Source organism: Vibrio sp. RE88 (assembly GCF_013113835.1).
Lineage (GTDB): Bacteria > Pseudomonadota > Gammaproteobacteria > Enterobacterales > Vibrionaceae > Vibrio.
This window is the reverse complement of record NZ_VTYQ01000002.1, coordinates 399,275-425,057: the sequence shown is the minus strand read 5'-3', so window position 1 is coordinate 425,057 and position 25,783 is coordinate 399,275. Positions and strand designations below refer to the sequence as shown.

The following is a 25,783-nucleotide window of genomic DNA, read 5'->3' as shown; positions in this document are numbered from 1 at the left end:
GGATTACTTCTTAATACCTTCTACGTGAAGCTCCATATCAACGTAGCTTGAAGCACCCATTACAGGGATGTCGAAATCAGCGAGTTCCAGACGAGTTGTACCTAAGAAACCAGCACGCTCACCACCCCAAGGGTCTTGACCAGCGCCAATGAACTCAGCATCAATAGTAATTGTTTTTGTTACACCGTGAAGATTTAGATCACCTTTCACTTCCAGCTTGCCGTCACCTTTATCTGCCACACTAGTACTTTTAAATGTTGCTGTAGAAAATTTAGATGCATCGATAAAGTCTGAGCTGCGGATGTGCTTATCACGCTCAGCATGGTTTGAATCTAGGCTCGTGGTGTCAATTGTTACATCCACTTTGGATGCAGCAATGTTTGCCGGGTCGTAAGAAAAGTCACCTTCAAATGTATTAAAACGACCTTTGATAAAGCTGTAGCCTAAGTGACTTACTTTAAAGTTAACAGATGCGTGTGCACCTTTGTTGTCAATTACGTAGTCCGCTGCGCTTGCACCAAATGGCAATGCCATTGCCATAGCTAGTCCGGTAGCAAATAACGTTTTTTTCATTTCGAAGCTCCTATCATCTTGCGTAGCGTATTGTCTTTGTTAATCACGTGATGTTTGATAGCAGCCAAAGCATGAACGGCTGCCATTAAAATAAGTGCCCAGGCGGCGTAAAAGTGAATCTCACCTGAAAGATCGGCTTGATTCTCAAACAAAGCGCCAAGTCCTGGGACAGTAAACCAGTTGAAGACGTCGATACCTCTGCCATCTTCGGTAGAAATAAGGTAACCCGATGCAAAAAGTACAATCAAAACAAGGTACATAGCTAAGTGAACTAACTTTGCGCCGAGAATTTCATACGCTTTACCTTCAACTTTTGGAGAAGGCGTTACGTGCTTCCAAACAAAGCGAAATACTGTCAGGCCAGCCAGTAAGATACCTACCGATTTGTGCCAATGTGGGGCGGTCTTATACCATTCACTGTAATAAGTTAGGTCAACCATCCATAGACCAATAGCAAACATACCGATAATGACAATTGCTGATATCCAATGGATTCCCCGCGCTACAGGGTTGTAATTCTTTACTTCTGAACTCATTGCGCCAATTCCAAATGTTGAATGCTTCTCTTTTTCAACGAGACTATCGTCTCCCTTATTTCTATAACAGATTATTTACTATTCTTTACATTCGGGAAACGGAGTGAATTTGATTAAGTCATTCAAATTTTTTGAAGGAACTTTTTCATCGCCGTTAATAACTTAATACTCACTGACTTGCTCAATCTCGTAAATCTCGTAAATCTCGTCAGCAATATCCATCATTTTCCGTTGCATGACCGTCTGCGCATCCGTTAGCCCCTTGTTATAAAATGCCGGACCAAACGCTTCTATAATGAAATCCATCATAAATTCTGCATCAAACTGACCAATTTCTATATTTAGCTCATCTTCCAAATATCGCAATAACGCAGATGACATCGCTTGTTTTTGTTGTGATGTAAATTCAATCTTAGACATAAACCCTTAACCATACTCAATATTTTTCAGACTAAGTGTAACTAAATAATACTTTCACATGCTAATCTTCATTGTGTAAATATCGACTTGTGGAGAGAAGTCTTGCTACTAGATGTGCTAATTCAGAGTGTGAATGAATTTCAGGCAGATTGTATGAAGCTGTGTGAAAAACATTATCCGACGATCCACAACAAAGGGATGAGTGAGCACCACCTGAGCTTGGCATTTTCTCGACGTTTATCCCGAACGTTGACTGAATTCGGTCACCACTGCGAATATGTGGCGCTAGAGTCTCACTCAAGTACGGAACAACCTCACCACTATAGAGTGACATCTGACGCTGGCACTGTCTGGATCCTTTCTTCACATTTATTGAGTGCGGGAAGCAACTGTCGGCAAAAGTTATTTAAGGCGGTAACAAACTGGCAAGAAGAATACGCGTTTGCTATTCAGCCTAATGATCTCTTGTTATTAATCAGCGATCATTGGATTTCCCGAAATAAGCAGAGTAGAGAATTGCTTCATTGGTGGACGGGACAATTACCCGATGAGATAGACCAATATAAATTGCAGGGGATCAGCTTATACGAAAGTGAGTCACAACTCGCTTGTTCGTTAGAACATCACTTCGGCTTGAGCCCCTATTTCGTTAAGTTCACCCACCCTCTTAGACGCTCAACTGATCAACAACTGGTTCGTAAATACATTCAGCTCTACTCTGTCGTTCAGCTGAGCTAACCCACCCCAACTTCATTGCACTTATTGCGGTGTCATCGCAATTTCACGTTCTTCGACCATAATCAAACAGTGAACCGCATCGTGGGCTAAGTGTGAAGAAACTAAAACGTTATCAATATGAACGTTACGCCGTTTTATGTAATCTGGCGTACTCCAGAGTCTTGAAACAGACACGATATGGCTTTGCACCTAACGGACAACGCGTTATTGCCAATCGATTTGGCAAACCCATGATGCGCGTGCTCTGGTCCAACGAAAGTGAAGAAGTCATTGTGGTTATCAAAGGCTCCCATAATCCTTGGGACTGGATACTCAATCTTGCCCTTTGGAAACGAAGGTGCAAGCAGCTTAACCTCAACTACGCCATTCATGCGGGCTACCACTACCTCATCTTTCAAGAGAGTCTGCCGCTGCATAAGAATGACAAGCTTGGTGCTAGCGTATATGAGCAACTCTCTTCTGTCCTAGTCCCGCTCATTGAGCAAGGAAAACGTCTAACCTTTACCGGTCATTCTTCGGGTGGAGCGATAGGATGTGTCCTTGCAGACGCGTTTGAAAAACAATTTCCAAAATCCATCAAACGTGTTGTCACCTTTGGTCAACCGTCCATTGGTGGATATGGATTTAAAAGTCACTACAAGCTCAGCCATAAAACGTATCGTATTTGCTGCGATCTCGATATCGTTACTTTTCTCCCTCCTTTACCTTTGTTTTACTGGCATGTAGGCAAGGTGCTTTGGCTCTATAATGGTCGTATTTATGAGAACACACCGACTTTGATGCGACTGGGCCGATCAATCGGATCCTGGCTAATTCGTCCGTTTTCATACCACTTGATGACAAAATATATTCGTAACAAAGATTTCTTTGACGAAAGATAAAGAGACATCGCTCTCGAAATTAGTCTGTAATCGACTTTAGCGCTACTCTTTTTAGCGCACGGCGTTTATTGTTTTACGTATATTAATAACATAAACAATAACCATTATTTATGAATGGTTTAACAGTTTTTAAGCGTAACGGTAAAGACGTCCCCATAACTGACATCTCCTAATATCGATACGCTTCATTAACTCATTTGATACGCTGCATGTCGGTTAATAAATATGATTCTATCTACAAAAAAACACTTCAGTGACTGCCTTTCTGTCAATGAAAACTATCAGTTTATTGGTCATTACCAAGGCCTAACTTTAAGTAGTGTTTATCAACCAATATTCGACATCGCCAACAAAGTTATCGGAGTAGAAGCGTTAGTTCGAATTCTTGATAGCCAAGGAGAATTCATTCGACCCGATTTGTTCTTTCAATCAGAAGAGATTTCATACTCAGATAAGCTGAATGTTGAGCGCCTAAGTCGCGTTATCCATATCCGAAATTTCTCCCAATCTGTCTATTGCAAGCAAAAGCTTTTCTTGAATGTACTCCCTTCTGCCAGTCGCCATTTAGCCGTTGAAGATTTAAAGAATGGATTGTTAGCAAGACGCTTAAAGGCTTTAAACATCTGCAGCTCGCAAATCGTGATGGAAATCGTTGAGATGACGGCTGATAACGAAGCTAGTTTGAAGCTGGCGATACATCGCCTTAATCAGTACGGGTTTAACATTGCGATTGATGATTACGGCGTCGAAGCTTCCAATCGCGAGCGAGTGGAAACGCTTCAACCGAATATAATCAAGATGGATCGCTCCCTACTTTTGCAATACATGGACGGTTCAGAAAATGCTTTGGTGTCTGGAATTGAGCTGGCCAAACGGGTCGGTGCCAAAGTGGTAGTGGAAGGGATAGAAACACAGGAGCAGCATTTAGCAATGCAGCCTCTTAATGTCGATATGTATCAAGGCTATTTTCTCGCGGCATCAGAAGCTATTTATCCCACATCAATTGAGCGAACTGGCTAGTTCTACCTCTCTGATGCCAAATATAGGTGAGCGCTTTGTTTGCCTTGCTGCCCGTTCAATTTAAGCATCCACATGTGATATTTCTATCATTTTTAAACATCTTCATATGCCTTTCAAACTATTAATAACATCTAAAACACCAAACCATCACAACATTATTCGCCATTTTTAATAAGACAACCAATTTATTGCTCTAGATCATCAGAAGTTTAACTAGCACTCGTGCCACAGCATAGTTTTATGTACATTCCTTGTCATAGTTTGAAACAGTTTTTATATAATTTTCATATCTTAAGGTGATATCTATGCTGGAGCTCTTAATAGGGTTAGTCGTCACTGTGGCGGTCGGCTATTTCATTGTTAAAGGTTACAAACCTGCGGGTGTACTTTTAACAGCAGGTGTTTTACTTCTTATTCTAACCGGCCTCATTGGCCACACGGTTCTACCATCAAAAATCGCTTCGACCGGTAATCTATTTACCGATGCTCTGGAGTACGTAAAATATATGCTCCAATACCGCGGTGGTGGTTTGGGTATGCAAATCATGTTGCTTTGTGGCTTTGCATCTTACATGACACACATCGGTGCTAATAACGTCGTTGTTAAACAGTTTTCTAAACCTCTTTCTGTCATCAAATCACCTTATGTTCTGCTTGTTGCTGCTTACATTGTAGCGTGTCTTATGTCCCTAGCGGTGAGCTCTGCCACTGGCTTGGGCGTCCTGTTAATGGCGACTCTATTCCCGATGATGACAGCGATGGGAATTTCTCGTCCAGCAGCCGTGGCCGTGTGTGCATCACCAGCGGCGATCATCCTTTCTCCAACTTCGGGTGACGTAGTTATCGCAGCGGAGAAATCAGGGTTGGATTTGGATGTGTTTGCCGTACAGACCGTTCTACCAGTCTCTATTTGCGCCATTATCGTCATGGCAGCCGCGGCATTCTTTTGGAACAAGTATCTGGATAAGAAAGATAACTCGCCAATGGAACGCGTTGATGTGTCTGAAATCGAGGTTAAATCGCCATCGTACTACGCCGTGTTACCGTTTCTACCTATCATCGGTGTGTTTCTGTTCAATGGTCGCACTATTCCAGGTCTAAAACTGGACATCTATACCATTGTAGTTCTGTCGATTTTTATTGGTGCCCTTATCGACTTTGTCACTAAACGATTTAAAGGCAAAGAGACACTAGAGGATTTAGAGTCTTGCTATCAAGGAATGGCCGATGCATTTAAAGGCGTGGTGATGCTATTGGTCGCGGCAGGTGTATTTGCCCAAGGTCTGATGTCAATTGGCGCCATTGATAACCTGCTTCACCTTGCTGAAACAGCAGGAGCAGGAGGCATTGCACTCATGCTAATACTGACAGGCCTAACCGTTGCTGCTGCAATTGCGACCGGCTCAGGTAACGCGCCCTTCTACGCGTTTGTTGAGTTAGCGCCTGCCCTAGCAGCAAAGATGGGCTTAAACCCAGCCTTCTTAATCATACCTATGCTTCAAGCGTCTAACTTGGGCCGTACTGTTTCGCCAGTCTCTGGCGTTGTCGTGGCGACATCGGGTATGGGTAAAATCAGCCCATTTGAGGTGGTTAAACGTACGTCAGTGCCCGTCCTGTGCGGCCTGATCACGGTTATAATCGGGACGTTAGTCTTGGTTCCGATGTCAGCTTAGATCGAGTCACAAATAGTAAGGGCGCTCATTGAGCGCCCTTTTTCATGTTTTCTGTAACTGGCTATTTTGTTTCGCCGTAGCGCTCAAGATACAATACGGTTGCTGCGGTACGCGATGGCACTTTAAGCTTTTTCAATAAGCTCTTCATATGAACCTTCACCGTTGACTCGGAAATAAACAAGCTGTCCGCGATTTGCTTGTTCCGATAGCCCTTCGCAACCTCTCTTAAAATCTGCATTTCACGATCGGTAAGATCGTCAAACACGTCACTGATGTTTTCTCTTTCTGCCAAGTATTTGATAACTTCTTTGCTGTACGCTTTGTTACCTTGTAACGAAGATTTCAACAGTTCAACCAGCTCATCAGGCTCAGTATCTTTGAGCAGATAACCATCTGCGCCAGCCTTAACAATAGCTTCAATGTCAGCCGGGCTATCAGAGACCGTCAGAATGACAATGGTGGCATCGCATTCGTCAGCACGAAGAGCATTAAGAGTATCTAGCCCGGACATGCCTTTCATGTTGAGATCCAATAAGATCAAATCCGGTTTATGTTCATGATTTTGCGCTACCGCATCAGTACCATTGCTCGCTTCAGCTACAACCGAAAACTCATCTTCAAAGCTCAATAGCTGATGAATACCTCTTCTCATTAGCGGGTGATCATCCACCAGCAAGACTCTACACTCTGTCAATGTTATGTTCCTTAATCTTTGGATATTCTAATAAAATTTCACAGCCAGAATGTATCGCGGTTTTCACCTGTAACTGGCCATTCAGACGCGAAGCTCGTTCCTTCATAATGCTCAAGCCATAGTGGTTCACTTTTTCAACGCTCCTGTCAAATCCAACACCGTCATCTTTCACTGAAACGGTAACGGTAGTGTCGTTTTCGCAGCACTGAATCTCTATCGTTGAAGCTTGAGCATGCTTAATCGCATTGATGGTGGCTTCACGAATTAACTGCAACAAGTGTACTTGTTGGTTTGCATCTAATTCAATTGATGAAAGTTCATTAATCAGAACGATGTCCGATTCTGTTTGTTCTCCCAGTTGCACGGTCATCTCTTGCAAAGCATGACCGAAGCTGCCTTCTTTGATGGTCAGCCTAAACGTCGTCAACAACTCTCTAAGCTGAGTGTACGCCGAGGAAAGACCAGTATCGAGCTCTAGCAAGATTGGTTGCGTTTTATCAAGCTGTGCAGACTCGGGCAATTTACTCATGCCACGTTTTAACAGAGAAACTTGAATCTTGAGATACGAAAGCGCTTGGGCCAGTGAATCATGCAGCTCACGCGCAATGGTCGCCCTTTCTTCCATTAGCAGCAATTGTTCAGCTTGTCTCTGCGCTTGATTATAGTAAATAGCGCGAGAAATTATTTGGACAAAGTTATCAATCAGAGCAGGGTCTGGACAAGGAAGAGCTACTTTCCAATACAAAGTACCAAGCTCCTGCCCATCAAGTGATAGCGCCTTTCGCTGACAATCTGAATCACAACCTAAGCACTCCTCACCTTCAGTGAGAGTCAGGGTTTTCTCACCTTTTTCTCTGATCTCTAATCTCACCGCTCGTATTCCTTCAAGGCTGGCGAGGTGCTGAAGTATCGCTTCAAAATTTTCTTGGGTGATCCTTGATGCAGTTAACTCCTGAGAAGAGTTATATAAAACCTGAAGGGAATTATTTGCATGTTGCAGCTTCTGGGTTTTCTCGTTGACGGCATGCTCAAGCCCACGATACAGCTTGCCGAGATCAGCCGCCATATTATTGAATGTGCGGGTCAGAATCCCCATTTCGTTATCACTGGAGACATTAAGAGAGACATCAAATGAACGCGACTGAATTTGTTCACTTGCGAACACTAAGGCATTGAGTGGCTTAACAATTTGCTTGCGAATGTAATGAACAACGAAAATACTGACAATCAAGATCCCGCCCAGTCCCATTCCGCCAGCCCAAGCCAGTTTGATCAGCTTTTGTTCGGAGAAGTTTTGCAGTTTGAACACAAAGGCATCTATCTGATTAACAAAGCCCGCAACCAGGATGAGATAACGTTCTCTATCATGGCTGCCGAGCACTTCCTTCAATTCATGCCATCGGATGATCAAACGGTAGTAATCGTGGGTTATGTCTTCCGGCACTGTCCAACTTTGAAGCGCTTTCATTGATGGTGAGTAAATCGAACGCTCAAACATGTCGATATGTGCCGCGTAGTCAACTGACATGATCTGAATGTCGTGCGCTAATCGGTAACTTTGCATACGCATCGAACCTGCAACGTTCACCGCTTCTGCATCGTTCAAACTCGACGCTAAGGTGATGATCGCAAAACTAGTTGTGGCTATCGACAACGACAAAATGAGCACCATCGCTTTCGCAATCGTACTCGTAACCGACTTCTTCACACTTTTAAACACTTACTCTCCTGCACACACCTTTCGGCGTCATATCACTATTTATAGTTTTATATATTGACGAACACAATATCTGATCAAATGTTGCGGAATTTATTGATCTAAAACAAAAACACCCTCCATTTACCCCCTAAGAGTTATTTATACAAATATGTCAAAAACTACAATTTGTGTGAGGTTAAATGACAAATTATTAATAAGAAATGTGAACTATGGTTAGTTTAGGTTTCATCAACTTTAGGTAGCGTAGTGGTCGACCTTTCAAAACGACGTTTTTTCTCAACAAGAAAGCTAGAAGATCAAGAATTGTATCTTCCTTGGTTGTCACAACCTGCTTTTTTCACCGACCAGTGCACACGATGCGGCAAGTGCGCAGATGCTTGCGAGACTCAAATCATAGTTAAAGGAGACGGCGGCTTCCCTAGAGTCGACTTTTCAGTTGATGAATGCACATTTTGTTATCAGTGTGCTGATGCCTGCCCTGAACCCTTGTTTAACCCAAAAACTGAGCAGCCATGGAGTGCGAAAGCTACTATTAATGAGAGCTGCTTAGCGAAACAAAATGTTGATTGCCGTACCTGTGGTGATATGTGCGAGCCCATGGCAATCACATTCAAATTAGAAGTTGGCAAAGTAGCACAACCCATTTTAAACCTTGATGAGTGTAACGGCTGTGGCGCATGTGTCTCTGTGTGCCCTACTTCATCCATCAATGTGAGCAATTTTTAAATAAGAACGGAAGATATCTATGTCACTTAACGAAGTGCATATTTCTAGCTTAGTGGTACACGTATCCCCTGAGCACCTGACTGAGGTTAAGTCTCAGATCGAAGCATATGACAATGCCGAGATATACGGTGACAGCCCAGAGGGCAAAATTGTTGTTGTTCTGGAAACCGAAAATCAGGGATTCATTACCGACACCATCGAAGCTATTAACAACTTACCGAACGTTTTAAGCACAGTGCTGGTCTACCATCAGATTGAAACTGGGCTGGAAGAAGACGAATCAAAAAATAAAAACACTGGAACTCAATATTCCCAAACCGAGGGTGAAGTATGAAGATGACAAGACGTGCGTTTGTGAAAGCAAACGCAGCAGCATCAGCAGCAGCGGTCGCAGGTATCACTCTACCTGCGTCAGCTACGAACCTGATTGCGAGCTCAGACCAAACAAAAATCACGTGGGACAAAGCACCTTGTCGTTTCTGTGGTACTGGTTGTTCCGTTCTTGTAGGTACGCAAAACGGCAAAGTTGTAGCCACACAGGGTGACCCAGAAGCGCCAGTAAACAAAGGCCTGAACTGTATCAAGGGTTACTTCCTGTCGAAGATCATGTACGGACAAGACCGTCTGACTCAACCATTGCTGCGTATGAAAGATGGTAAGTACCATAAAGATGGTGACTTCACTCCGGTTTCATGGGACGTTGCATTCGATACCATGGCAGAAAAATGGAAACAAGCTCTCAAGGACAAAGGTCCTACAAGTGTGGGCATGTTTGGCTCTGGCCAATGGACGGTAATGGAAGGTTACGCTGCCGCTAAGATGATGAAAGCGGGCTTCCGTTCAAACAACATCGATCCAAACGCACGTCACTGTATGGCTTCAGCCGTTGGTGCGTTTATGCGTACGTTCGGTATTGATGAACCAATGGGCTGTTACGATGACTTCGAGAACGCAGACTCTTTCGTTCTTTGGGGCTCAAACATGGCAGAAATGCACCCTGTTTTATGGACTCGCATTACAGACCGTCGCCTAAGCTACCCACACGTTAAAGTGAATGTACTGTCTACGTACTACCACCGTTCTTTTGAGCTTGCGGACAAGGGCTACATTTTCGAACCTCAGTCAGATCTTGCAATTGCTAACTTCATTGCCAACTACATCATTGAAAATGACGCAGTGAACTGGGACTTCGTGAATAAACACACGAACTTCAAGCAGGCAACGACAGACATTGGTTACGGCCTTCGTGATGACGACCCAATCCAAATGGCAGCCGCTAACCCTAACTCTGGCAAGATGTCTTCTATCTCATTTGAGGAATACAAAAAGTCTGTTGCGCCATACACACTAGAGAAAGCGTCCGAACTATCAGGTGTTTCTGAAGAGAAATTGGTTGAGCTAGCCAAGCAATACGCCGATCCAGATACGAAAGTGATGTCACTTTGGACTATGGGTATGAACCAGCATACTCGTGGTGTGTGGATGAACAGCTTGATTTATAACATCCACCTTCTAACCGGTAAAATTGCGACTCCAGGTAACAGCCCGTTCTCGCTAACAGGCCAACCATCAGCGTGTGGTACTGCTCGTGAGGTGGGTACTTTTTCTCACCGCCTACCTGCAGATATGGTGGTTGCTAACCCTAAACACCGTAAGATTGCGGAAGGCATCTGGAATATACCTGATGGTGTCATCCCTCCAAAACCTGGCTATCACGCGGTTGTACAAGATCGTATGCTTCGTGACGGTAAGCTAAACGCTTACTGGGTGATGTGTAACAACAACATGCAAGCGGGTCCAAATATTAACGGCGAGCGTTTACCTGGTTACCGCAACCCAGAAAACTTTATCGTATGTTCTGACCCGTACCCAACTGCAACTGCACAAGCGGCCGACCTAGTTCTTCCAACAGCTATGTGGATTGAAAAAGAAGGCGCTTACGGTAACGCAGAGCGCCGTACTCAAGCTTGGTACCAACAAGTCGAAACTGTTGGCGAAGCGAAGTCAGATTTATGGCAAGTCATGGAGTTTTCAAAACGCTTCAAAATGGAAGAAGTGTGGACGGAAGAGCAGCTCGCTAATGCGCCTCAGTACCGTGGAAAAACCATGTATGACATGTTGTTTGCAAACGGCGTAGTGAACAAGTTCCCTATCGAAGAAGCGCGTGAGCTTAACGATGATGCTCACCACTTCGGTTACTACGTACAGAAAGGCCTATTCGAAGAGTACGCAGCCTTTGGTCGCGGACACGGACACGACTTAGCGCCATACGATGTTTATCATCAAGTACGTGGCTTACGCTGGCCTGTTGTCGACGGCAAAGAAACTCTGTGGCGTTACAAAGAAGGTTCAGATCCATATGCCAAAGCAGGCAGCGGCTGGGACTTCTACGGCAAGCCAGACGGCAAAGCACTGATCATTTCTGCGCCATATGAAGCGCCACCAGAAGTGCCAGATTCAGAGTTCGATCTCTGGCTATGTACTGGCCGTGTCCTCGAGCACTGGCATACTGGGACAATGACACGCCGTGTTCCAGAGCTTTACAAAGCCGTACCAGATGCCGTGTGCTACATGCACCCTGAAGACGCAAAGGCTCGTGGCGTACGTCGAGGCGAAGAAGTACTTATCGCCAACAAACGCGGTGAAGTACGTGTTCGTGTTGAAACACGTGGCCGTAACCGCCCACCTAAAGGCTTGGTATTCGTACCATTCTTTGATGCACGCATCCTGATCAACAAACTGATCCTTGACGCAACGGACCCTCTGTCTAAGCAGACCGACTTTAAGAAGTGTCCAGTCAAGATCACCAAAGTTGCTTAAACCAGACAGCGTCGGTCGCTCTAACGAGCGGCCGCAGATAAGAATTTAGCCATAAGGCGGAGAATGTAAGATGAAAAAATTACTTATTGCACTGTTATCTGTTGGTGCTTTAATCAGCGGCGTTGCTGTAGCTGAGCTTGAGAATCCGGGCGGTATCGGTGGTCTAGAATCGCTACGCGGCGTCAGCGAGCTAGAAACAACTCGCCCTGCTGATGATTTCAAGAAATACCCACGTGAGCAGGTACTTGATAGCAGCTATGTTTATCAACCACCTCTAATCCCACACAACATTCGTGGTTACGAAGTTTCACTGAATGCGAACAAATGTCTTTCATGCCACAGCTGGAAGAATGCTAAAGAGATGGGCGCAACGAAAATCAGTGTTACCCACTACGTAAACCGTGAAGATGCAGTTTTGGCGGATATGTCTCCTCGTCGTTACTTCTGTCTTCAGTGTCACGTTCCACAAGCTAATGCACAACCGCTTGTCGAAAATGATTTCAAGAGCGTTGATTCACTTAAATAAGTGATACGTGAGTAAATAAGAGGCTATCTATGAAATTATTGAAAGCGTTTTGGAAGAGATTAGCATCCCCAAGTAAAACCGCCGTTGGTGTCGTTTTATTTATGGGCTTTGCTGGTGGTCTTTTGTTTTGGGGCGCATTTAACACGGGTATGGAAGCAACCAACACAGAGGAATTCTGTTCAGGTTGTCACGCCCCTATCGTCGCCGAAATTCAGGAAACGATTCACTATTCGAACCGCTCTGGCGTACGTGCCATTTGTTCAGACTGTCACGTACCTCATGAGTGGACTGATAAGATCGTTCGTAAGGTACAGGCATCTAAAGAACTGTTCGCACATTTTGTGCTAAAAACCATCGATACCCCAGAAAAGTTTCAGGAGCGTAGAGCGCACCTTGCGGAGCGGGAATGGGCTCGATTCAAAAACAATGACTCTTTAGAGTGTCGAAACTGTCATGAGTTCGAGTACATGGACTTCTCTGAGCAAGGGGCACGTAGTGCAAAACAACATTCAACCGCTTTGGCATCGGGTGAGAAGACTTGTGTAGACTGTCACAAAGGCATCGCGCACAAACTTCCAGACATGCACGGCGTTGAAGGCTGGCAATAGGAGCACAGACACATGAGTACGTTAGAATCTGTTATCTGGCATGTCCTTGGCTACAGTGCTATGCCCGTTATTATTTTGTCCGGTTTTGCTGTAGTCGCTGCAATCTCTGTATGGCTACTGTCACTGGGTAAAGATAAAGAGGTGGATTAACCTCTCCTACATTATCAATTTTGCCTATTTTGTATAATGTGTAAAAAAGCCACCGGAAACGGTGGCTTTCTTCTTTGTGACACTAAGTTATGCGTCAGGGTAACCTTGAGGGTTATTGGACTGCCAACGCCACGTATCAACGGTCATTTCTTCCAATGTGCGTTCCGCTTTCCACTCCAAATCACGCATTGCTTTTGAAGGGTCCGCCCAACATTCAGCGATATCACCAGGACGACGTGCAACGATTTGATAAGGCACTTGCTTACCAGAGGCCACTTCAAAGGCTTTTACCATGTCTAAAACACTGTAACCATTGCCAGTACCTAAGTTGTAAATATGCAAACCGTCTTTTTGCCCGACTTTCTTTAGCGCGGCCACGTGGCCATCAGCAAGATCCATCACGTGGATGTAATCACGAACACCAGTTCCGTCTTTAGTTGGGTAGTCATCACCAAAAACAGACAAACATTCACGTCGACCAACCGCAACCTGAGAAACAAACGGCATTAGGTTGTTAGGGATCCCTTGAGGATCTTCACCTAAATGACCGGATGGATGCGAGCCTACTGGGTTGAAATATCGAAGTAATGCAATGCTCCAGTCTGGATTCGCTTTCTGGAAATCTGTCAGGCACTCTTCCACCATTAATTTACTACGACCGTAAGGGTTCGTCGCACTGGTTGGGAAATCTTCGGTAATTGGCACGCTTGCAGGATCGCCATACACAGTAGCGGAAGATGAAAAGACGATAGACTTTACGCCTGCCTCACGCATAGCGTCAACGAGTACCAATGTGCCATTGACGTTGTTATCGTAATATTCGAGCGGCTTCTCTACTGACTCACCAACAGCTTTCAAGCCAGCAAAGTGGATAACGGCACTGATCTGGTGCGCTTTCATCGCGGCCACAAGCGTTTGCTTGTCACGAATATCTCCTTCGATGAAGGATGGCGCCACACCTGTAACTTGCTCTACTCTCTCGAGAACACTCTTTTTACTGTTGTATAGGTTGTCGAAAAGTACAGGTGTCATCCCTGCTTCGATCATTTGTATGCATGTGTGGCTGCCAATGTAGCCCATACCGCCTGTAACCAGTACGTTCATATCCCTAACCTTCTGATAAATTTGGTGCAAATACTAACGAATCTTCATGTTAAAACATAGCTTATTAATGAGAATCAAACGGCTAAATCTGCACACTGGATACCTTAAGCAAAATATAAGGCCACAATGTTTACATTAAAGGCACGAATTAGGCTTGGCGTTGGCAAAATAATGAAATAGATCATTGATTGTTTGTTATTTTTATAACATGTTGACTCAATAGATGAATGTTGGAATGGATTCAATGACAAAGCGTTCTATTACACTAAATTGCGACATGGGTGAAAGCTATGGTTCGTGGCGCATGGGCAACGATGAAACCGTCATGCCTTGGGTAGACATGGCAAATATTGCTTGCGGGTTTCATGCTTCTGATCCTCAAATTATGTCCAATACCATCAAATTGGCAATTGAGCATGACACTCAAATTGGAGCCCATCCGAGCTACCCGGATCTGCAAGGTTTTGGTCGCCGTTCCATTCCAATGGCGACAGAAGAAATCACCAACATGCTTATCTATCAGGTGGGCGCGCTTAAATCCTTGGCAGAAAGCCATAACGCGCAAATCGGCTACGTTAAGCCACATGGTGCTTTATACAATGACATGATGCGAGATATCTCAATATTTGATGCTGTTGCTGATGCTGTCTCGTGTTTTGATGTACCACTGATGATGTTGGCCATCAATGACAGTGAAAAGCATTTGGACGTCGCTGACAAGTACGAGCTTCCTGTTCTATTCGAAGCATTTGCCGATCGCGCATACTTATCAAACGGTTCACTGTCTCCGCGATCCATGCCCGGCGCTGTATTACATAGAGAAGAAGACATTCTCGATCAAATCAAACAGATTGTGCACTACGGAAAAGTGAGAACCATTGATGGCTTTTTAATCCCTATTGAAGCCGACACAATTTGTGTTCATGGCGACAACGAACACGCGATTAAAATGATTCAGAAAATACGAAACGTCCTTTAGCATAAGGAGATAGTGAGTGAATATAGAAACATCTGTAGATCCCGTTGCTGAATGTTCAATACTCATCCATTTTGAGGCAGAGCCAAGTCATAAGTTATCACTCCTGATTGGAGAAATAAGTCAGTATCTGAGTAACCAGCTTGGAGCCATGATAATGAACGTGACTCCTTCGTTTGATTCCATCCTAATTGATTACCTTCCTCACCGAGTCTCAATATTCGAATTTGTGCCTTATTTGGAAAAGTTGGTAACAGAAGCCATTAAAGCGCTTCCTGATGATACTGACTCACAACATATCGAATTGCCTGTCTATTACCATGATGATGTCGGTCCAGATTTAGCTTATTACTACGATCAAGGGCTAAAGCTCGACGATGTGATTGAATTACATTGTGCGCAGGAATACACGGTAGGAGCCATCGGCTTTGCACCAGGCTTTGCGTTTTTAACTTCGGTAAATGATTCACTACGCTTACCTAGAAAGTCCTCACCAAGAGTCAAGTTGCCAAAAGGCAGTGTCGGCATCGCCAATTCCAATACAGCTATCTACCCCGCAGAGTCTCCCGGTGGCTGGAATATTATTGGTAACTGTCCAGTAAATCTTTACACACCAGATAGCTCGCCAATATTGCCCTTCTCTATTGGCACCAAAGTGCGCTTTAAGCCAATTTCCGGTGATGAGTTTCTTCGTTTGGGCGGTCGTATCGCTAAAGGGTGGCAATGATGAATAACAATACAATTACCGTTATTAAGCCTGGTCAGCAAACGCTTATCCAAGATTTTGGCCGATTCGGATTGGCTCACTTTGGTATTACTCAAGGTGGACCAGTCGATGACTACGCCTACAGCTGGGCAAACCATCTTTTAGGCAATACCACCAATTGCCCTTCTTTAGAGATTACCCTTGGTCAGGCAGAGTTTCTCATTCACTCAAAGTGCGAAATGGCCATCACAGGTGGAGATCTTAATGCGCGCCTTGACGGTGTCGCTATTGAAAACTGGTCTACGTTTGTCGCACGCCAAGGACAAACACTGACTTTCTCCCTACCAAAGAATGGGTTAAGAAGTTATCTTGCCGTAAAAGGTGGTTTTAAGGTTAAAACTCAACTCGGTAGCTGCGCCACTGTCACCCGAGATCAGCTTGGGGGCACTCAGTCAGGACAACCAGTACAAGCAGGCGAAATCATTGGTTTTGAGCCACATGAAGTGAGAGAGAAGTCACTGCAAATGACGTTCCGCTATAAGCCAGACTATAACTTGCCGCTAGAACTACGCGTCATTGAAGGCTATCAAGTGGGTGATTTTTCACAAGACGCCATAAACTCTCTCTACAAACAAGAATTTACTGTCAGTCAGCTGGTTGATCGAATGGGTTATCGGTTATGTGATGCCAAAGTCAGCCCGCCGAACAAGGAATACCTCAGCGAAGGCATTGCACTTGGCGCAATTCAGATCCCCCCTAATGGAGAACCCATTGTTCTGCTTAATGACCGACAGACGATTGGTGGTTACCCCAAAATTGGTTGTGTTGCACGCATTGACCTACCTCGACTCGCTCAAGCTAAGCCGGGACAAAAAGTTCGCTTTGTCAGAGGTGATCTGTTGGGTTTGCAGGACGTTTGGTGTCAATGGGCAAGATTCTTTGGCTATTAACTTCTACTAATGAAAAAGCTCCCAATTTCGGGAGCTTTTTCATTATTGACCATAAACGTTAGCTAGCTCTGGCGGGTAATCTCGCATTCTTGCCAATTCTTCCGCTTTGGACTCAATAACTTTCGGATCCAGTGACATGCTCACAGGATGAAGAGACTCAATAGACGCGCCTTGGTAATCAAACAGCGCCCACTCTTCCACTAACTTAATGGCGGCTTCTAGAGCGGAAGAACCTTTTACCACTTCGATTCTTGCATAGTGATGCCCCTCAAAGGTGACATCTGCCGCTCTAAGGGTCTCATCTGAACCCGGAATCTGCTGAGCGCCAAACAAAGGCGTGCCAAATTCATGGGCTGTCTTGTAGTCAGGTACGAAATTAGCCATGTGCTCGATAGCGCGCCTCGTGCGCTCCAATACAACAGGTTCATCCCAACCTTGTTGAATTTTGCGCTTCAACCTAAGTGGAAGTGTTGGCTGAGAAGACTGCTCGCCGGAAGCAACCAAGCCGTCATCAAACAAGGTGATGTCTTTCGTCATACCATGCAACTGAAATACACCATTAGGGTAAGGCGTTAACTGCGCCATGCCCTTGGGTGTTCCTCTAGGGCCATGGAAAATAACTTCTGGCCAAAGCTCATTACATTCGTCCCACCGGGTGACATAAGCCGCTTTGAACTCAACCAATCGATTCCTCGGTTTTTGCGCCAAATCATCAATGTTTCCTGTTTCGTATCCACAGGCATTGATTAAGTAGTCAACGTCCAAAACGGATTGTTGCCCTTGGGCATCCATACACTCTACGCGCCAGCCAGTCTCAGTATTGTCGAGGCCAATGACCTGTGTTTCGGTTAACAGCTGACAGTGGTTGATTGACTCAAGCGCTAACGTCGCGGATGCTGCAATACGAAATACGCTCCAACCGTGTTCCTGAACGGCCACAACCGGAAACTTCAAGGACTCCAAGTCCGCTGATTTCGCAAAAGGGATCATCCAATCATCAACATGCTTTGGTTGTTTAGGTTGAGTGCGACTGGCAAGTTCTTCCAGCTCATCACGGCCGTAGAACTTGTAATAATCACTAGGTTTGCCCAACACTTGATTCGCTGGGTCTGAATCGACTAGCTCCTGATAGCATTTCTGTATGGTAATTAGACGTTCATACAGCTCTTCAGGGCTACCACCGTCACTGTACGGTACAGCAATGACTGTTGGCCGGCGATTAATCGTATGTGGATAAAGACGAACGGATTCGATGGATTGTTTTAACAGCTCGATGCATTGAGAAGTTGAGATCTCTCTGTACAAATTTCCACCAGCATGCAAATGACAAATTGGTGGGCCACTGATTAAAGTTTTGCCTTTTTCAAGCAACACAACATTTATACCGATTTCTGCCAAGTGCAAGGCTGCGGTCGAACCCGCGATGCCTCCACCGATTACAGCGACAGTAGGCGTATTAACTTTAGTATTATCAGACTGCATTTATGTTGCTAATTTATTCATTCTCAGCACATTTTACTGAGTTTGTGCGTCTAAGAAAATCACATTTTTTGAAGGGGATAAATATGACAATTTCAAGTAAAAAAAATGAAAAAAAACGCTTGACTCATATCTTGTGAAAAGAAGAAAAATTGTCACTGTGAATAACAAAAATCCTCTAAACATTATGCTTATTGGCTTCGGAGGAAATGAGGAGTTATCTACAGGCTAAGTTATCCCAAACTTTATCCACTGATTTTGTGGATAACTGGATAACTTAGCCACTGGTGAGTTAGTTAAACTCTTTATTTATAGGGACTAGCAGCCGTTTTATCAGACTGTTCACAACCAGCGCAAGTGTGCAAAAAGTCACCAAAGGAAGTGCAAACCAGAGTGAAAAATGGAGGTTGGGAGAAAGATCAAATCCAAATGACATAATGCCCCCTACCACAGCTTCTGCGCCAATTGTGGCGATCAACCCTGCCACAAGCGCCATTAATCCATATTCAGCCCAAATGGTTCGGGTTACCCTCTTTTTACTTGCGCCTAGTGTGCGGTACAACTGTATTTCAGATTGTCTCTGACCCAAGCTCAGGCGTAACAAAGTGAATATCAACAACACACCAGCAATCACACCTAACGCCGCAAGTACGGTAATAGACCAAACAATTTGCGTGAGTAGTTCCTGAATTTTTGCACCCATACTGCGAATGTCCATTAAACTCACCGTAGGATGGCTTCGAGATAGCTCATTCAAAACTCCATTATGCTGGTCTTCCACCCTAAAGCTCACCAAGTAGGTCGCAGGGATGCTCTCTAGTACATCTGGTGTAAAAATGAAGTAGAAGTTAGGCTTCATATCACGCCATTCAACGTGACGGATGCTATTCACTTTCGCAGTAACAACCTGACTGTTGATCACAAACTTAAGCTCATCACCCAACTTGAAATTAAAGTCTTCAGCGATATCCGATTCAACAGATACACCATTACTCTCAGACCATTCTCCTTGGAGAATAGTGTTATGTTCTGGGTTTTCTGTACCGAAGGTAAAGTTGATCTCTCGTCGCAGTACGTCGCTGCCCTCTTCTCCTTGAGCCTGTTCTTTGGCATCAGCACCATTAATTTCGGTCAAACGCCCACGAATAATTGGGTAATCTCTTGAACGCTCAATATTGTGCTCATCTAATACGCTCAAATAGGCGTCTTTCTCATATGGTGCAATATTCAGAGCAAACGCGTTTGGTGCATTTTCAGGGATCGTTTTTTGCCAATCAGACAACAGATCGGTTCGAACCAGCCACATAACGGCCAACAACATTAACGACAGCGCCAGTGCGCCGAACTGGATGCCTGTAGCAAGCGACGAGCGGTTAATTCGACTGAGTGCAAGTTTGAATGACGTCGACAACGGAAGACGGCCCAACATTCTGGTGACAATTAAGCTCACGACTGCAAGCGCAGCAAATAAGGCAATCATCCCCCCTAGAACGATCCAGACCAGTGTGTTTTCACGATAAACAAACAGCATTGGGACGATAGGCACTAATACAAGCCAACTGGTTTTGCGGCTTTTCTCTGCCGTTGCTTGTGACTGCATTACGTCCACAGCACTGACATTGAGCAAGCTTAATAAAGGAATACCCAACGCCGGGACAGCGATCAGAATACTGGTGATAATTGATAAAAACGCGGGTTGTAACCCATAACCCGGCAAAGGATTGGGTAGCAAATCCACAAGCGGTATGCGAAGCAGGTATTCAAGCGCGATACCGATAATAACCCCTATCACAGACGCACTGGTCAGTAAGATCACAACCTGCATGCCTAGCCAACGACCGATCCAGCGCTTACTGGCGCCAAGGCTTTTAAGCATAGAGATCGTTTTCCGACGCGTTGCCACGTAATGCTGGCAGGTCAAAACTAAGGTGGTTGCTGCCATGATGACAACAATCGCCACCGTTAAGGAGAGGTATTGCTCAGTGCGCTGAAACACTTCATTGGTTCGGCTAGCGCTATTTTGATCGCGCCAGCGGTCACTAGGCGTTAGCTCAATTGACTGTTTGACCTGCTCAATGTCGGATTCTTCACCATTGATAAATAGGCTAAAACGAACTCGACTTCCTAACTGAACAGCGCCGGTCTTATCCAAATCAGAATTATGGATAAATGCTGAAGGCATCTGCTGGAAAGGATTAAAACTTAAGCCAGGCTCTTCAATAATGCGCCCAGTAACGGTAAAGTCAGCGTCACCAACAGTGACACTGTCACCAATAGTAACATCCAATTGGGAGAAAAGTCGTTCATCAAGCCATAGCTCGCCAGGCTTAACGGTGCTGAACTCTTGTTGGTCATCGGACAGCACCATCTCACCACGTAACGGATAAGCACTGTCAACGGATTTAACCGTAATCAGTTTCATGCTCTGGTCGCTAAATGCCATGGTCGCAAAGCGAGTTTGAGTTGAAGTTGCAAGTCCAGCGTCATTGGTTGCTTTATAGAGCGTATCGGGGATTGGGTTAGCCGTTGCGAAAACAGTGTCTGCCGTCAGCGCCTCTTTTCCCTGCTTCACGACAACCTGTTCCATTCGCTCTGCAAGTGCCGTTAACGCAAAAATACAGGCGATAATCAAAGTCAAAGCAATCGAAACTGGCCATAACTGGCCATGGCGTATTTCACTCAGGCTCCAGGAAAACAGCCTGCGATTTAGGGTTGGAGAATTGGTCGTTCCCATTACGATTCCTCCAGATGTCCCGCCTGAATATGAACACGGCGATCACACAGTTCTGCAAGCTTCATATCATGCGTGACTAACACCAGAGTCGTACCGTGCTGTTTATTCAGCTCAAACAACAGCTCAACCACTTTAGCTGCCGTTTGCTGGTCTAAATTGCCGGTTGGTTCGTCCGCGAACAGAACTTGAGGCTGGACCATAAACGCACGAGCAAGAGCAACGCGCTGCTGTTCACCACCAGATAATTGTGACGGCGAATGATGGATTCGATGCTCTAAGCCAACCGATGCTAACAAGGCTTTCGCACGCTCAACATCTTCATTCTCACCTTTCAGTAAACAAGGCAAGGTCACGTTTTCCAAAGCGCTGAGGCTTGGGATCAATAAGAAGCTCTGAAATACAAAACCAACGGACTCACTACGAATGGCCGCCCGTTCTTCATCACTCAATGTGTTCAGTGTTTTACCCAGTAAATGTACATCACCTGAACTCGGGGTATCTAGACCTGCTAACAACGTCATTAGCGTCGATTTTCCTGCTCCGGAAGTACCCACAATGGCAACACTTTCGCCTTCCTTGATGTCAAGATTTACATTTTCCAGGATTGTTAATTGTTCCTGATTAGTAGAGACTACTTTGGATAGTGATTCAGCTTTAATTACGGATGCATGCATGTTTCGATTACTTTCCTTTGTATTTGTTCTTTTCTTCGTTAACCCAGCAAGTGCGACCAAGCTCTTGATTTTAGGTGATAGCCTAAGTGCAGGCTATCAGATGCCAATTGAAAAAGCATGGCCTACATTATTACCTGATGTGATGTCCAAAAAAGGTAAAAACCTGACTGTCATTAACGGCAGTATTTCGGGCGACACCACAGGCAACGGCTTAGCGCGTTTACCTGAATTGTTAAAAGAACATCAACCTGACTCAGTACTGATAGAACTGGGCGCCAACGATGGTTTACGAGGTTTCCCGCCAAACCTGATTCAAAGCAACCTAACTCAACTGATCAGTATGGTACGGGATGCCGGTTCAGAGCCATTATTGATGCAGATACACGTGCTACCCAACTACGGGAAACGCTACACTCAGGCATTCTCCGCACTTTACCCAGAAACAGCCAAGCAGCTCAACGTACCGTTATTGCCATTTTTCCTCGAAGGTGTCATTACCAAGCCTGAGTGGATGATGGACGATGGCCTCCATCCAAAAGCAACCGCTCAGCCTTGGATCGCAGAATTCGTTGCCAGTGAGCTAATTAATCACCTCTAATTGGTCTAGCTCAATAAACTTTACCTAGCTTTACGTTAATGTTGCGAAACTCCGTATTGAAAAGGATGTTTCCATGATCATTGAACCAGTCATCGACGGCGTGATTGCTCGCTCTGCTCACCCACTAGGGTGCGAGCAATCTGTTCTCCAGCAGATTGAATACGCCAAGCAAGCCAAGCCGATCTCAAACGGCCCTAAACGTGTACTCATCATCGGCGGATCGTCAGGCCTTGGCCTCGCATCCCGCATCGCTTTGACGTTTGGGGGCGCTCAAGCTGATACCATTTCCGTCTCATTTGAACGCGGTCCATCTGAAAAGTCGCCGGGATCTGCTGGCTATTTCAATGACATATTTTTTAAAAAGCATGCGCAGCAAGAAGGACGTTTAGCCATCAACATTCAAGGTGACGCTTTTTCCTCTCAGACTAAAGCGGATGTTGTCGAAGCCATTGAAACCTATTTTGAAGGCGAAGTGGACTTGGTGATTTATAGTGTTGCCAGCGGTCTAAGGCCCATACCCGATAGCCAAGATGTCTGGCGCTCGACAATTAAACCTATCGGTCAAAGTGTGGCTGGTTCTTCCATCTCTCTTGAGCACGACCAATGGATTGAAACATCACTGACATCCGCCACGGAAGAAGAAGCTGAGTCCACACGTAAAGTAATGGGAGGCGAAGATTGGGAGCAGTGGATAGACGCCCTCATTAACTCTGAGTCTATCGCTCAAGGATGCAAAACCATTGCCTTCTCATACATAGGCCCAGAGACAACTCATGCTATCTACCTTGATGGCACACTTGGAAGAGCAAAAATCGATTTGCACCAGACGAGCCATGCATTAAACCTCAAAATGGCAAATTTTAGTGGTGGTGCTTATGCGACGGTATGTAAAGCACTAGTAACTAAAGCGAGTGTGTTTATTCCGGGATTGACGCCGTACATTCTTGCCTTATATCAAGTAATGAAAAAGAAAGGCACCCATGAAGGGTGTATTGAGCAAATGCAGCGATTATTCGCTGAAAAACTATACGGTCACAACTCACTACCGCTAGACAGCGAACGCTTGATTCGAATGGATGACTGGGAGCTTAACCCAGATACCCAACAGCAAGTTGTCGACGTTCTTAAACTAATGAATGCTGATAACTTTAAAGAGTTAGGTGATTATGCGGGGTTCAAATCAGAGTTCCTAAAACTTAACGGATTTGACTTTGATAACATCGATTACAGTCAACAAGTCGATGTTGAAAACATTATGAAACATAGCTAGTTGTCTCAAACTCCCGTCTCACTTTAGAGACATCATGACGACTAATTGCCCTGTCCTACTGACAGGGCAATTTTTTAAACGTAGCATCTCACGTTCTTAATAATAAGAATGAATGTAATCACCTAAGCATCCCCCCATCTCCCGCTTCCGGCTGAATTGCGACTATTATTATCATTAGGGCTAGGATTGCCCGGAAAGAAGGCGAAGCTGCCAGGGACAAAAAATGTATGTCAAAAATAAATACTTCGAACTTGGTCATTCCTGACGAAATGACCAGTGGTTGGCAAAATATTGTCGACCTGCTTGCTGAGATTGTGTCTGTACCCGCTGCATTAGTTATGCGCATTTACCCAAAACATATTGAAGTTTTTTCATCGAATAATAACGGCCAACACCCCTATTGTGTGGGTGACTCAGAAGAACTTGGGCAAGGGCTGTATTGCGAAACAGTCGTCAATAAGCAAAAACAGCTCATCGTCCCAAACGCCGAAATTGACCCACAATGGCAAGATAACCCAGATATCAAATTTGGCATGCTGGCTTATTGTGGCGTCCCTATTAACTGGCCGAATGGGGATACGTTCGGCACAATCTGCGTGCTCGATAACAAGGAAAATCACTTTTCAGAGACATATCAGCAACTGATAGAAAGTTTTCGTGACTCCATCGAGTCACAACTAAAAACTCTGTATCAAAATGAAAAGCTGAAACACCTCAACTTAGAGCTAAAATCCAGAGTCCACACTCGCACGCAAGACCTTGTCGATCTCAATTATTCTTTGAACCAAGAAATAGACAAACGGCGCGCCGCTGAGCAAAAGATCCGTTATCAACAAAGACATGATTTGGGCACAGGATTTTTAAATCGCTCCGCCCTTGAACACGAAGCGGAGCACTTCATTAAAGATGTGGGGGTCAGCCCTTCCCTTCAAGCAGCAGCCATTCATATTGGTTTTACAAATGGCCGAAGAATCCAGTCAAAATACGGCTACAGCTCGTGGGAAACAGTTTTAGTCCAATATAGTGAAAGGCTGGGCGATTTAAGTCGGTATCAACTCCTGACTGCGCGTCCAACTTCCACCGACTTGGTGTTGCTGCTTGAATCTTCTCAACTCGACAGCGACTTGAACGCCCTCTGCCACCAATTGGTTGAAGTGAGTCAATCCGAATTTGATATCGACGGCGACAAACTTCATCTCAATGCATACATTGGTATCAGCACCACTAACGATACACTTTGCCCAAAAAGCCTACTCAAATACGCATCTGAAGCGATGCAGTCTTGCAAAGACTCAGGGCATAAATTCAGCTATTACTCGCAAGCCATCGCCGACATACAGAAACACATCAATCAGATGGAAAGCTATTTACTGCAAGCGGTTCGTAACGATGACCTGTTGCTCTATTTCCAACCGAAAGTGTCACCAACTACACACAAATGGACAGGTGCTGAAGCACTCCTTCGTTGGCGCCACCCTATCCTTGGCGATATCTCTAATGAAACACTCATTCACATGGCTGAGCAAAATGGGCTGATTTTCGAAGTGGGTAGCTTTGTTTTACGTGCAGCCATTCAGAAAGCAGCCGAATGGGTCGAATATGTCGATGAGTTTAAAATCGCCGTCAACATATCGGCTATCCAGCTAAAAAATCCTCACTTCATCGAACAGATTGAAGATTTGCTCAATGCGTATCAGTTACCCGCTAAGTTTTTAGAGCTGGAAGTGACGGAAAGTGGTTTGATTGCTGATGAAGTCACAGCGCGTAATACCTTGATGGCACTAAATAATCTTGGAGTGACATTGTCACTTGATGACTTTGGTACCGGTTATTCTTCGTTCAATTATCTGAAGAAATTTCCCTTTGATGCCATTAAAGTGGACAAAAGTTTTGTTCAACAACTGGATGAAAGTGAAGAAGATAAAGAGATCGTGCGCTCAATCATTCACGTTGCTAAGAAGCTGAATTTGATTGTTACTGTTGAAGGTATTGAGAGCGAAACGCATGAAGACTTCATCATTAGTGAAGGCTGTGAATATGGTCAGGGCTACTTTTACGGTAAACCGATGCCATGTGATGAATTTGAAACCGGTCTGCTGAGCCAGAACTACCCAGGAAATACAAACATTACCTATCAGTAGCTTAATCCTTTACTCTGTGGCGAGCGATTCTTATAATCCTCGCCTTTATTTTATCTCGCTTGTGAA

The 25,783-nt window shown here is 44.8% G+C and carries 25 protein-coding genes; 16 read left to right on the top strand and 9 right to left on the bottom strand.

The features are described 5' to 3' along the window. Nucleotides 1–3: 3 nt before the first annotated feature. From F0265_RS05410 to F0265_RS05400, 3 genes are all read right to left on the bottom strand, one after another. Nucleotides 4–573 (bottom strand): YceI family protein, encoded by a 570-nt coding sequence (locus tag F0265_RS05410; RefSeq protein ID WP_171748098.1) that lies wholly within the window; start codon nucleotides 571–573, stop codon nucleotides 4–6. Next, the gene (locus tag F0265_RS05405; protein WP_171748097.1) at nucleotides 570–1,109 is read right to left on the bottom strand and encodes a cytochrome b; all 540 of its coding nucleotides are present in this window, start codon (nucleotides 1,107–1,109) and stop codon (nucleotides 570–572) included. Before F0265_RS05405 ends, F0265_RS05410 begins: the two co-directional genes overlap by 4 nt. Nucleotides 1,110–1,271: 162 nt before the next feature. After that, complete coding sequence (locus F0265_RS05400; protein ID WP_171748096.1) at nucleotides 1,272–1,529, bottom strand: DUF2164 domain-containing protein; 258 nt, start codon at nucleotides 1,527–1,529, stop codon at nucleotides 1,272–1,274. A gap of 102 nt (nucleotides 1,530–1,631) precedes the next feature. On the opposite strand from F0265_RS05400, the gene F0265_RS05395 reads away from it, so the two are divergent. From F0265_RS05395 to dcuC, 4 genes are all read left to right on the top strand, one after another. Then, nucleotides 1,632–2,267 carry a hypothetical protein gene (locus F0265_RS05395; RefSeq protein WP_171748095.1) on the top strand — a complete coding sequence of 212 codons (636 nt, stop codon included), beginning with the start codon at nucleotides 1,632–1,634 and terminating at the stop codon, nucleotides 2,265–2,267. A gap of 92 nt (nucleotides 2,268–2,359) precedes the next feature. Next, the gene (locus F0265_RS05390) at nucleotides 2,360–3,148 is read left to right on the top strand and encodes a lipase (RefSeq protein ID WP_065741780.1); all 789 of its coding nucleotides are present in this window, start codon (nucleotides 2,360–2,362) and stop codon (nucleotides 3,146–3,148) included. Nucleotides 3,149–3,373: 225 nt separating this feature from the next. After that, nucleotides 3,374–4,168, top strand: a complete 795-nt coding sequence (locus F0265_RS05385; protein WP_171748094.1) for an EAL domain-containing protein — start codon at nucleotides 3,374–3,376, stop codon at nucleotides 4,166–4,168. A gap of 305 nt (nucleotides 4,169–4,473) precedes the next feature. Then, nucleotides 4,474–5,841, top strand: coding sequence for an anaerobic C4-dicarboxylate transporter DcuC (dcuC, locus tag F0265_RS05380; RefSeq protein ID WP_171748093.1), 1,368 nt, complete (start codon nucleotides 4,474–4,476; stop codon nucleotides 5,839–5,841). Between the two features lie 61 nt (nucleotides 5,842–5,902). On the opposite strand, the gene F0265_RS05375 is transcribed toward dcuC, so the two are convergent. Both F0265_RS05375 and narQ read right to left on the bottom strand, forming a co-directional pair. Beyond that, a complete protein-coding gene (locus F0265_RS05375) occupies nucleotides 5,903–6,535 on the bottom strand; it encodes a response regulator (RefSeq protein ID WP_045987284.1) in 633 nt (210 codons plus the stop codon). Then, nucleotides 6,522–8,255 carry a nitrate/nitrite two-component system sensor histidine kinase NarQ gene (gene narQ, locus F0265_RS05370; RefSeq protein WP_171748092.1) on the bottom strand — a complete coding sequence of 578 codons (1,734 nt, stop codon included), beginning with the start codon at nucleotides 8,253–8,255 and terminating at the stop codon, nucleotides 6,522–6,524. Before narQ ends, F0265_RS05375 begins: the two co-directional genes overlap by 14 nt. Before the next feature lie 246 nt (nucleotides 8,256–8,501). On the opposite strand from narQ, the gene napF reads away from it, so the two are divergent. From napF to F0265_RS05340, 6 genes are all read left to right on the top strand, one after another. After that, the gene (napF, locus tag F0265_RS05365; RefSeq protein ID WP_171748091.1) at nucleotides 8,502–8,981 is read left to right on the top strand and encodes a ferredoxin-type protein NapF; all 480 of its coding nucleotides are present in this window, start codon (nucleotides 8,502–8,504) and stop codon (nucleotides 8,979–8,981) included. Nucleotides 8,982–9,000: 19 nt separating this feature from the next. Further along, entirely contained in the window at nucleotides 9,001–9,315 is a 315-nt protein-coding gene (locus F0265_RS05360) for a chaperone NapD (protein ID WP_045987287.1), read from the top strand. Further along, nucleotides 9,312–11,801 (top strand): periplasmic nitrate reductase subunit alpha, encoded by a 2,490-nt coding sequence (gene napA / locus F0265_RS05355; RefSeq protein WP_045987288.1) that lies wholly within the window; start codon nucleotides 9,312–9,314, stop codon nucleotides 11,799–11,801. Before F0265_RS05360 ends, napA begins: the two co-directional genes overlap by 4 nt. A gap of 70 nt (nucleotides 11,802–11,871) precedes the next feature. After that, nucleotides 11,872–12,327, top strand: a complete 456-nt coding sequence (locus tag F0265_RS05350; RefSeq protein ID WP_045987289.1) for a nitrate reductase cytochrome c-type subunit — start codon at nucleotides 11,872–11,874, stop codon at nucleotides 12,325–12,327. Nucleotides 12,328–12,356: 29 nt separating this feature from the next. Then, a complete protein-coding gene (locus F0265_RS05345; protein WP_045987290.1) occupies nucleotides 12,357–12,935 on the top strand; it encodes a NapC/NirT family cytochrome c in 579 nt (192 codons plus the stop codon). 12 nt (nucleotides 12,936–12,947) lie between these two features. Continuing rightward, complete coding sequence (locus tag F0265_RS05340; RefSeq protein WP_171748090.1) at nucleotides 12,948–13,085, top strand: TIGR02808 family protein; 138 nt, start codon at nucleotides 12,948–12,950, stop codon at nucleotides 13,083–13,085. A gap of 87 nt (nucleotides 13,086–13,172) precedes the next feature. On the opposite strand, the gene galE is transcribed toward F0265_RS05340, so the two are convergent. Further along, nucleotides 13,173–14,189: a UDP-glucose 4-epimerase GalE gene (galE, locus tag F0265_RS05335; protein WP_171748089.1), complete on the bottom strand. Its 1,017-nt coding sequence runs from the start codon at nucleotides 14,187–14,189 to the stop codon at nucleotides 13,173–13,175. Between the two features lie 244 nt (nucleotides 14,190–14,433). Between galE and F0265_RS05330 the strand changes: the two genes are divergently transcribed. From F0265_RS05330 to F0265_RS05320, 3 genes are read left to right on the top strand one after another with little or no spacing between them, the layout of a single operon-like run. Beyond that, nucleotides 14,434–15,168 carry a 5-oxoprolinase subunit PxpA gene (locus F0265_RS05330; protein ID WP_171748088.1) on the top strand — a complete coding sequence of 245 codons (735 nt, stop codon included), beginning with the start codon at nucleotides 14,434–14,436 and terminating at the stop codon, nucleotides 15,166–15,168. A 16-nt stretch (nucleotides 15,169–15,184) separates the two neighbouring features. Continuing rightward, on the top strand, nucleotides 15,185–15,892 hold the full coding sequence (locus F0265_RS05325) for a carboxyltransferase domain-containing protein (protein ID WP_171748087.1): 708 nt from the start codon (nucleotides 15,185–15,187) through the stop codon (nucleotides 15,890–15,892). Continuing rightward, nucleotides 15,892–16,821, top strand: coding sequence for a biotin-dependent carboxyltransferase family protein (locus F0265_RS05320; RefSeq protein WP_171748190.1), 930 nt, complete (start codon nucleotides 15,892–15,894; stop codon nucleotides 16,819–16,821). Before F0265_RS05325 ends, F0265_RS05320 begins: the two co-directional genes overlap by 1 nt. 42 nt (nucleotides 16,822–16,863) lie before the next feature. On the opposite strand, the gene F0265_RS05315 is transcribed toward F0265_RS05320, so the two are convergent. The 3 genes from F0265_RS05315 to F0265_RS05305 all read right to left on the bottom strand — a co-directional run bounded on the left by F0265_RS05315 (nucleotide 16,864) and on the right by F0265_RS05305 (nucleotide 21,708). Next, nucleotides 16,864–18,303 (bottom strand): FAD-dependent oxidoreductase, encoded by a 1,440-nt coding sequence (locus F0265_RS05315; protein WP_171748086.1) that lies wholly within the window; start codon nucleotides 18,301–18,303, stop codon nucleotides 16,864–16,866. Nucleotides 18,304–18,592: 289 nt separating this feature from the next. After that, entirely contained in the window at nucleotides 18,593–21,034 is a 2,442-nt protein-coding gene (locus F0265_RS05310; RefSeq protein ID WP_171748085.1) for an ABC transporter permease, read from the bottom strand. Further along, the gene (locus F0265_RS05305; RefSeq protein ID WP_171748084.1) at nucleotides 21,034–21,708 is read right to left on the bottom strand and encodes an ABC transporter ATP-binding protein; all 675 of its coding nucleotides are present in this window, start codon (nucleotides 21,706–21,708) and stop codon (nucleotides 21,034–21,036) included. Before F0265_RS05305 ends, F0265_RS05310 begins: the two co-directional genes overlap by 1 nt. On the opposite strand from F0265_RS05305, the gene tesA reads away from it, so the two are divergent. The 3 genes from tesA to F0265_RS05290 all read left to right on the top strand — a co-directional run bounded on the left by tesA (nucleotide 21,707) and on the right by F0265_RS05290 (nucleotide 25,717). Then, nucleotides 21,707–22,306 (top strand): multifunctional acyl-CoA thioesterase I/protease I/lysophospholipase L1, encoded by a 600-nt coding sequence (gene tesA, locus F0265_RS05300; RefSeq protein ID WP_019277751.1) that lies wholly within the window; start codon nucleotides 21,707–21,709, stop codon nucleotides 22,304–22,306. The two genes, F0265_RS05305 and tesA, sit on opposite strands and share 2 nt — an antisense overlap. Nucleotides 22,307–22,379: 73 nt before the next feature. Then, nucleotides 22,380–23,576 (top strand): enoyl-ACP reductase FabV, encoded by a 1,197-nt coding sequence (gene fabV, locus F0265_RS05295; RefSeq protein WP_171748083.1) that lies wholly within the window; start codon nucleotides 22,380–22,382, stop codon nucleotides 23,574–23,576. Nucleotides 23,577–23,803: 227 nt separating this feature from the next. Continuing rightward, the gene (locus F0265_RS05290) at nucleotides 23,804–25,717 is read left to right on the top strand and encodes an EAL domain-containing protein (protein ID WP_171748082.1); all 1,914 of its coding nucleotides are present in this window, start codon (nucleotides 23,804–23,806) and stop codon (nucleotides 25,715–25,717) included. Nucleotides 25,718–25,783: the final 66 nt, after the last annotated feature.

What these genes read in the sequence shown, in the direction of transcription:
- fabV (WP_171748083.1), top strand. Translation starts at nt 22,380, where the DNA reads ATGATCATTGAACCAGTCATCGACGGCGTGATTGCTCGCTCTGCTCAC.
- F0265_RS05305 (WP_171748084.1), bottom strand. Translation starts at nt 21,708, where the DNA reads ATGCATGCATCCGTAATTAAAGCTGAATCACTATCCAAAGTAGTCTCT.
- F0265_RS05320 (WP_171748190.1), top strand. Translation starts at nt 15,892, where the DNA reads ATGAATAACAATACAATTACCGTTATTAAGCCTGGTCAGCAAACGCTT.
- F0265_RS05340 (WP_171748090.1), top strand. Translation starts at nt 12,948, where the DNA reads ATGAGTACGTTAGAATCTGTTATCTGGCATGTCCTTGGCTACAGTGCT.
- galE (WP_171748089.1), bottom strand. Translation starts at nt 14,189, where the DNA reads ATGAACGTACTGGTTACAGGCGGTATGGGCTACATTGGCAGCCACACA.
- F0265_RS05350 (WP_045987289.1), top strand. Translation starts at nt 11,872, where the DNA reads ATGAAAAAATTACTTATTGCACTGTTATCTGTTGGTGCTTTAATCAGC.
- tesA (WP_019277751.1), top strand. Translation starts at nt 21,707, where the DNA reads ATGTTTCGATTACTTTCCTTTGTATTTGTTCTTTTCTTCGTTAACCCA.
- F0265_RS05385 (WP_171748094.1), top strand. Translation starts at nt 3,374, where the DNA reads ATGATTCTATCTACAAAAAAACACTTCAGTGACTGCCTTTCTGTCAAT.
- F0265_RS05410 (WP_171748098.1), bottom strand. Translation starts at nt 573, where the DNA reads ATGAAAAAAACGTTATTTGCTACCGGACTAGCTATGGCAATGGCATTG.
- F0265_RS05310 (WP_171748085.1), bottom strand. Translation starts at nt 21,034, where the DNA reads ATGGGAACGACCAATTCTCCAACCCTAAATCGCAGGCTGTTTTCCTGG.
- F0265_RS05315 (WP_171748086.1), bottom strand. Translation starts at nt 18,303, where the DNA reads ATGCAGTCTGATAATACTAAAGTTAATACGCCTACTGTCGCTGTAATC.
- napA (WP_045987288.1), top strand. Translation starts at nt 9,312, where the DNA reads ATGAAGATGACAAGACGTGCGTTTGTGAAAGCAAACGCAGCAGCATCA.
- dcuC (WP_171748093.1), top strand. Translation starts at nt 4,474, where the DNA reads ATGCTGGAGCTCTTAATAGGGTTAGTCGTCACTGTGGCGGTCGGCTAT.
- F0265_RS05360 (WP_045987287.1), top strand. Translation starts at nt 9,001, where the DNA reads ATGTCACTTAACGAAGTGCATATTTCTAGCTTAGTGGTACACGTATCC.
- F0265_RS05345 (WP_045987290.1), top strand. Translation starts at nt 12,357, where the DNA reads ATGAAATTATTGAAAGCGTTTTGGAAGAGATTAGCATCCCCAAGTAAA.
- F0265_RS05405 (WP_171748097.1), bottom strand. Translation starts at nt 1,109, where the DNA reads ATGAGTTCAGAAGTAAAGAATTACAACCCTGTAGCGCGGGGAATCCAT.
- F0265_RS05290 (WP_171748082.1), top strand. Translation starts at nt 23,804, where the DNA reads ATGTCAAAAATAAATACTTCGAACTTGGTCATTCCTGACGAAATGACC.
- F0265_RS05330 (WP_171748088.1), top strand. Translation starts at nt 14,434, where the DNA reads ATGACAAAGCGTTCTATTACACTAAATTGCGACATGGGTGAAAGCTAT.
- F0265_RS05400 (WP_171748096.1), bottom strand. Translation starts at nt 1,529, where the DNA reads ATGTCTAAGATTGAATTTACATCACAACAAAAACAAGCGATGTCATCT.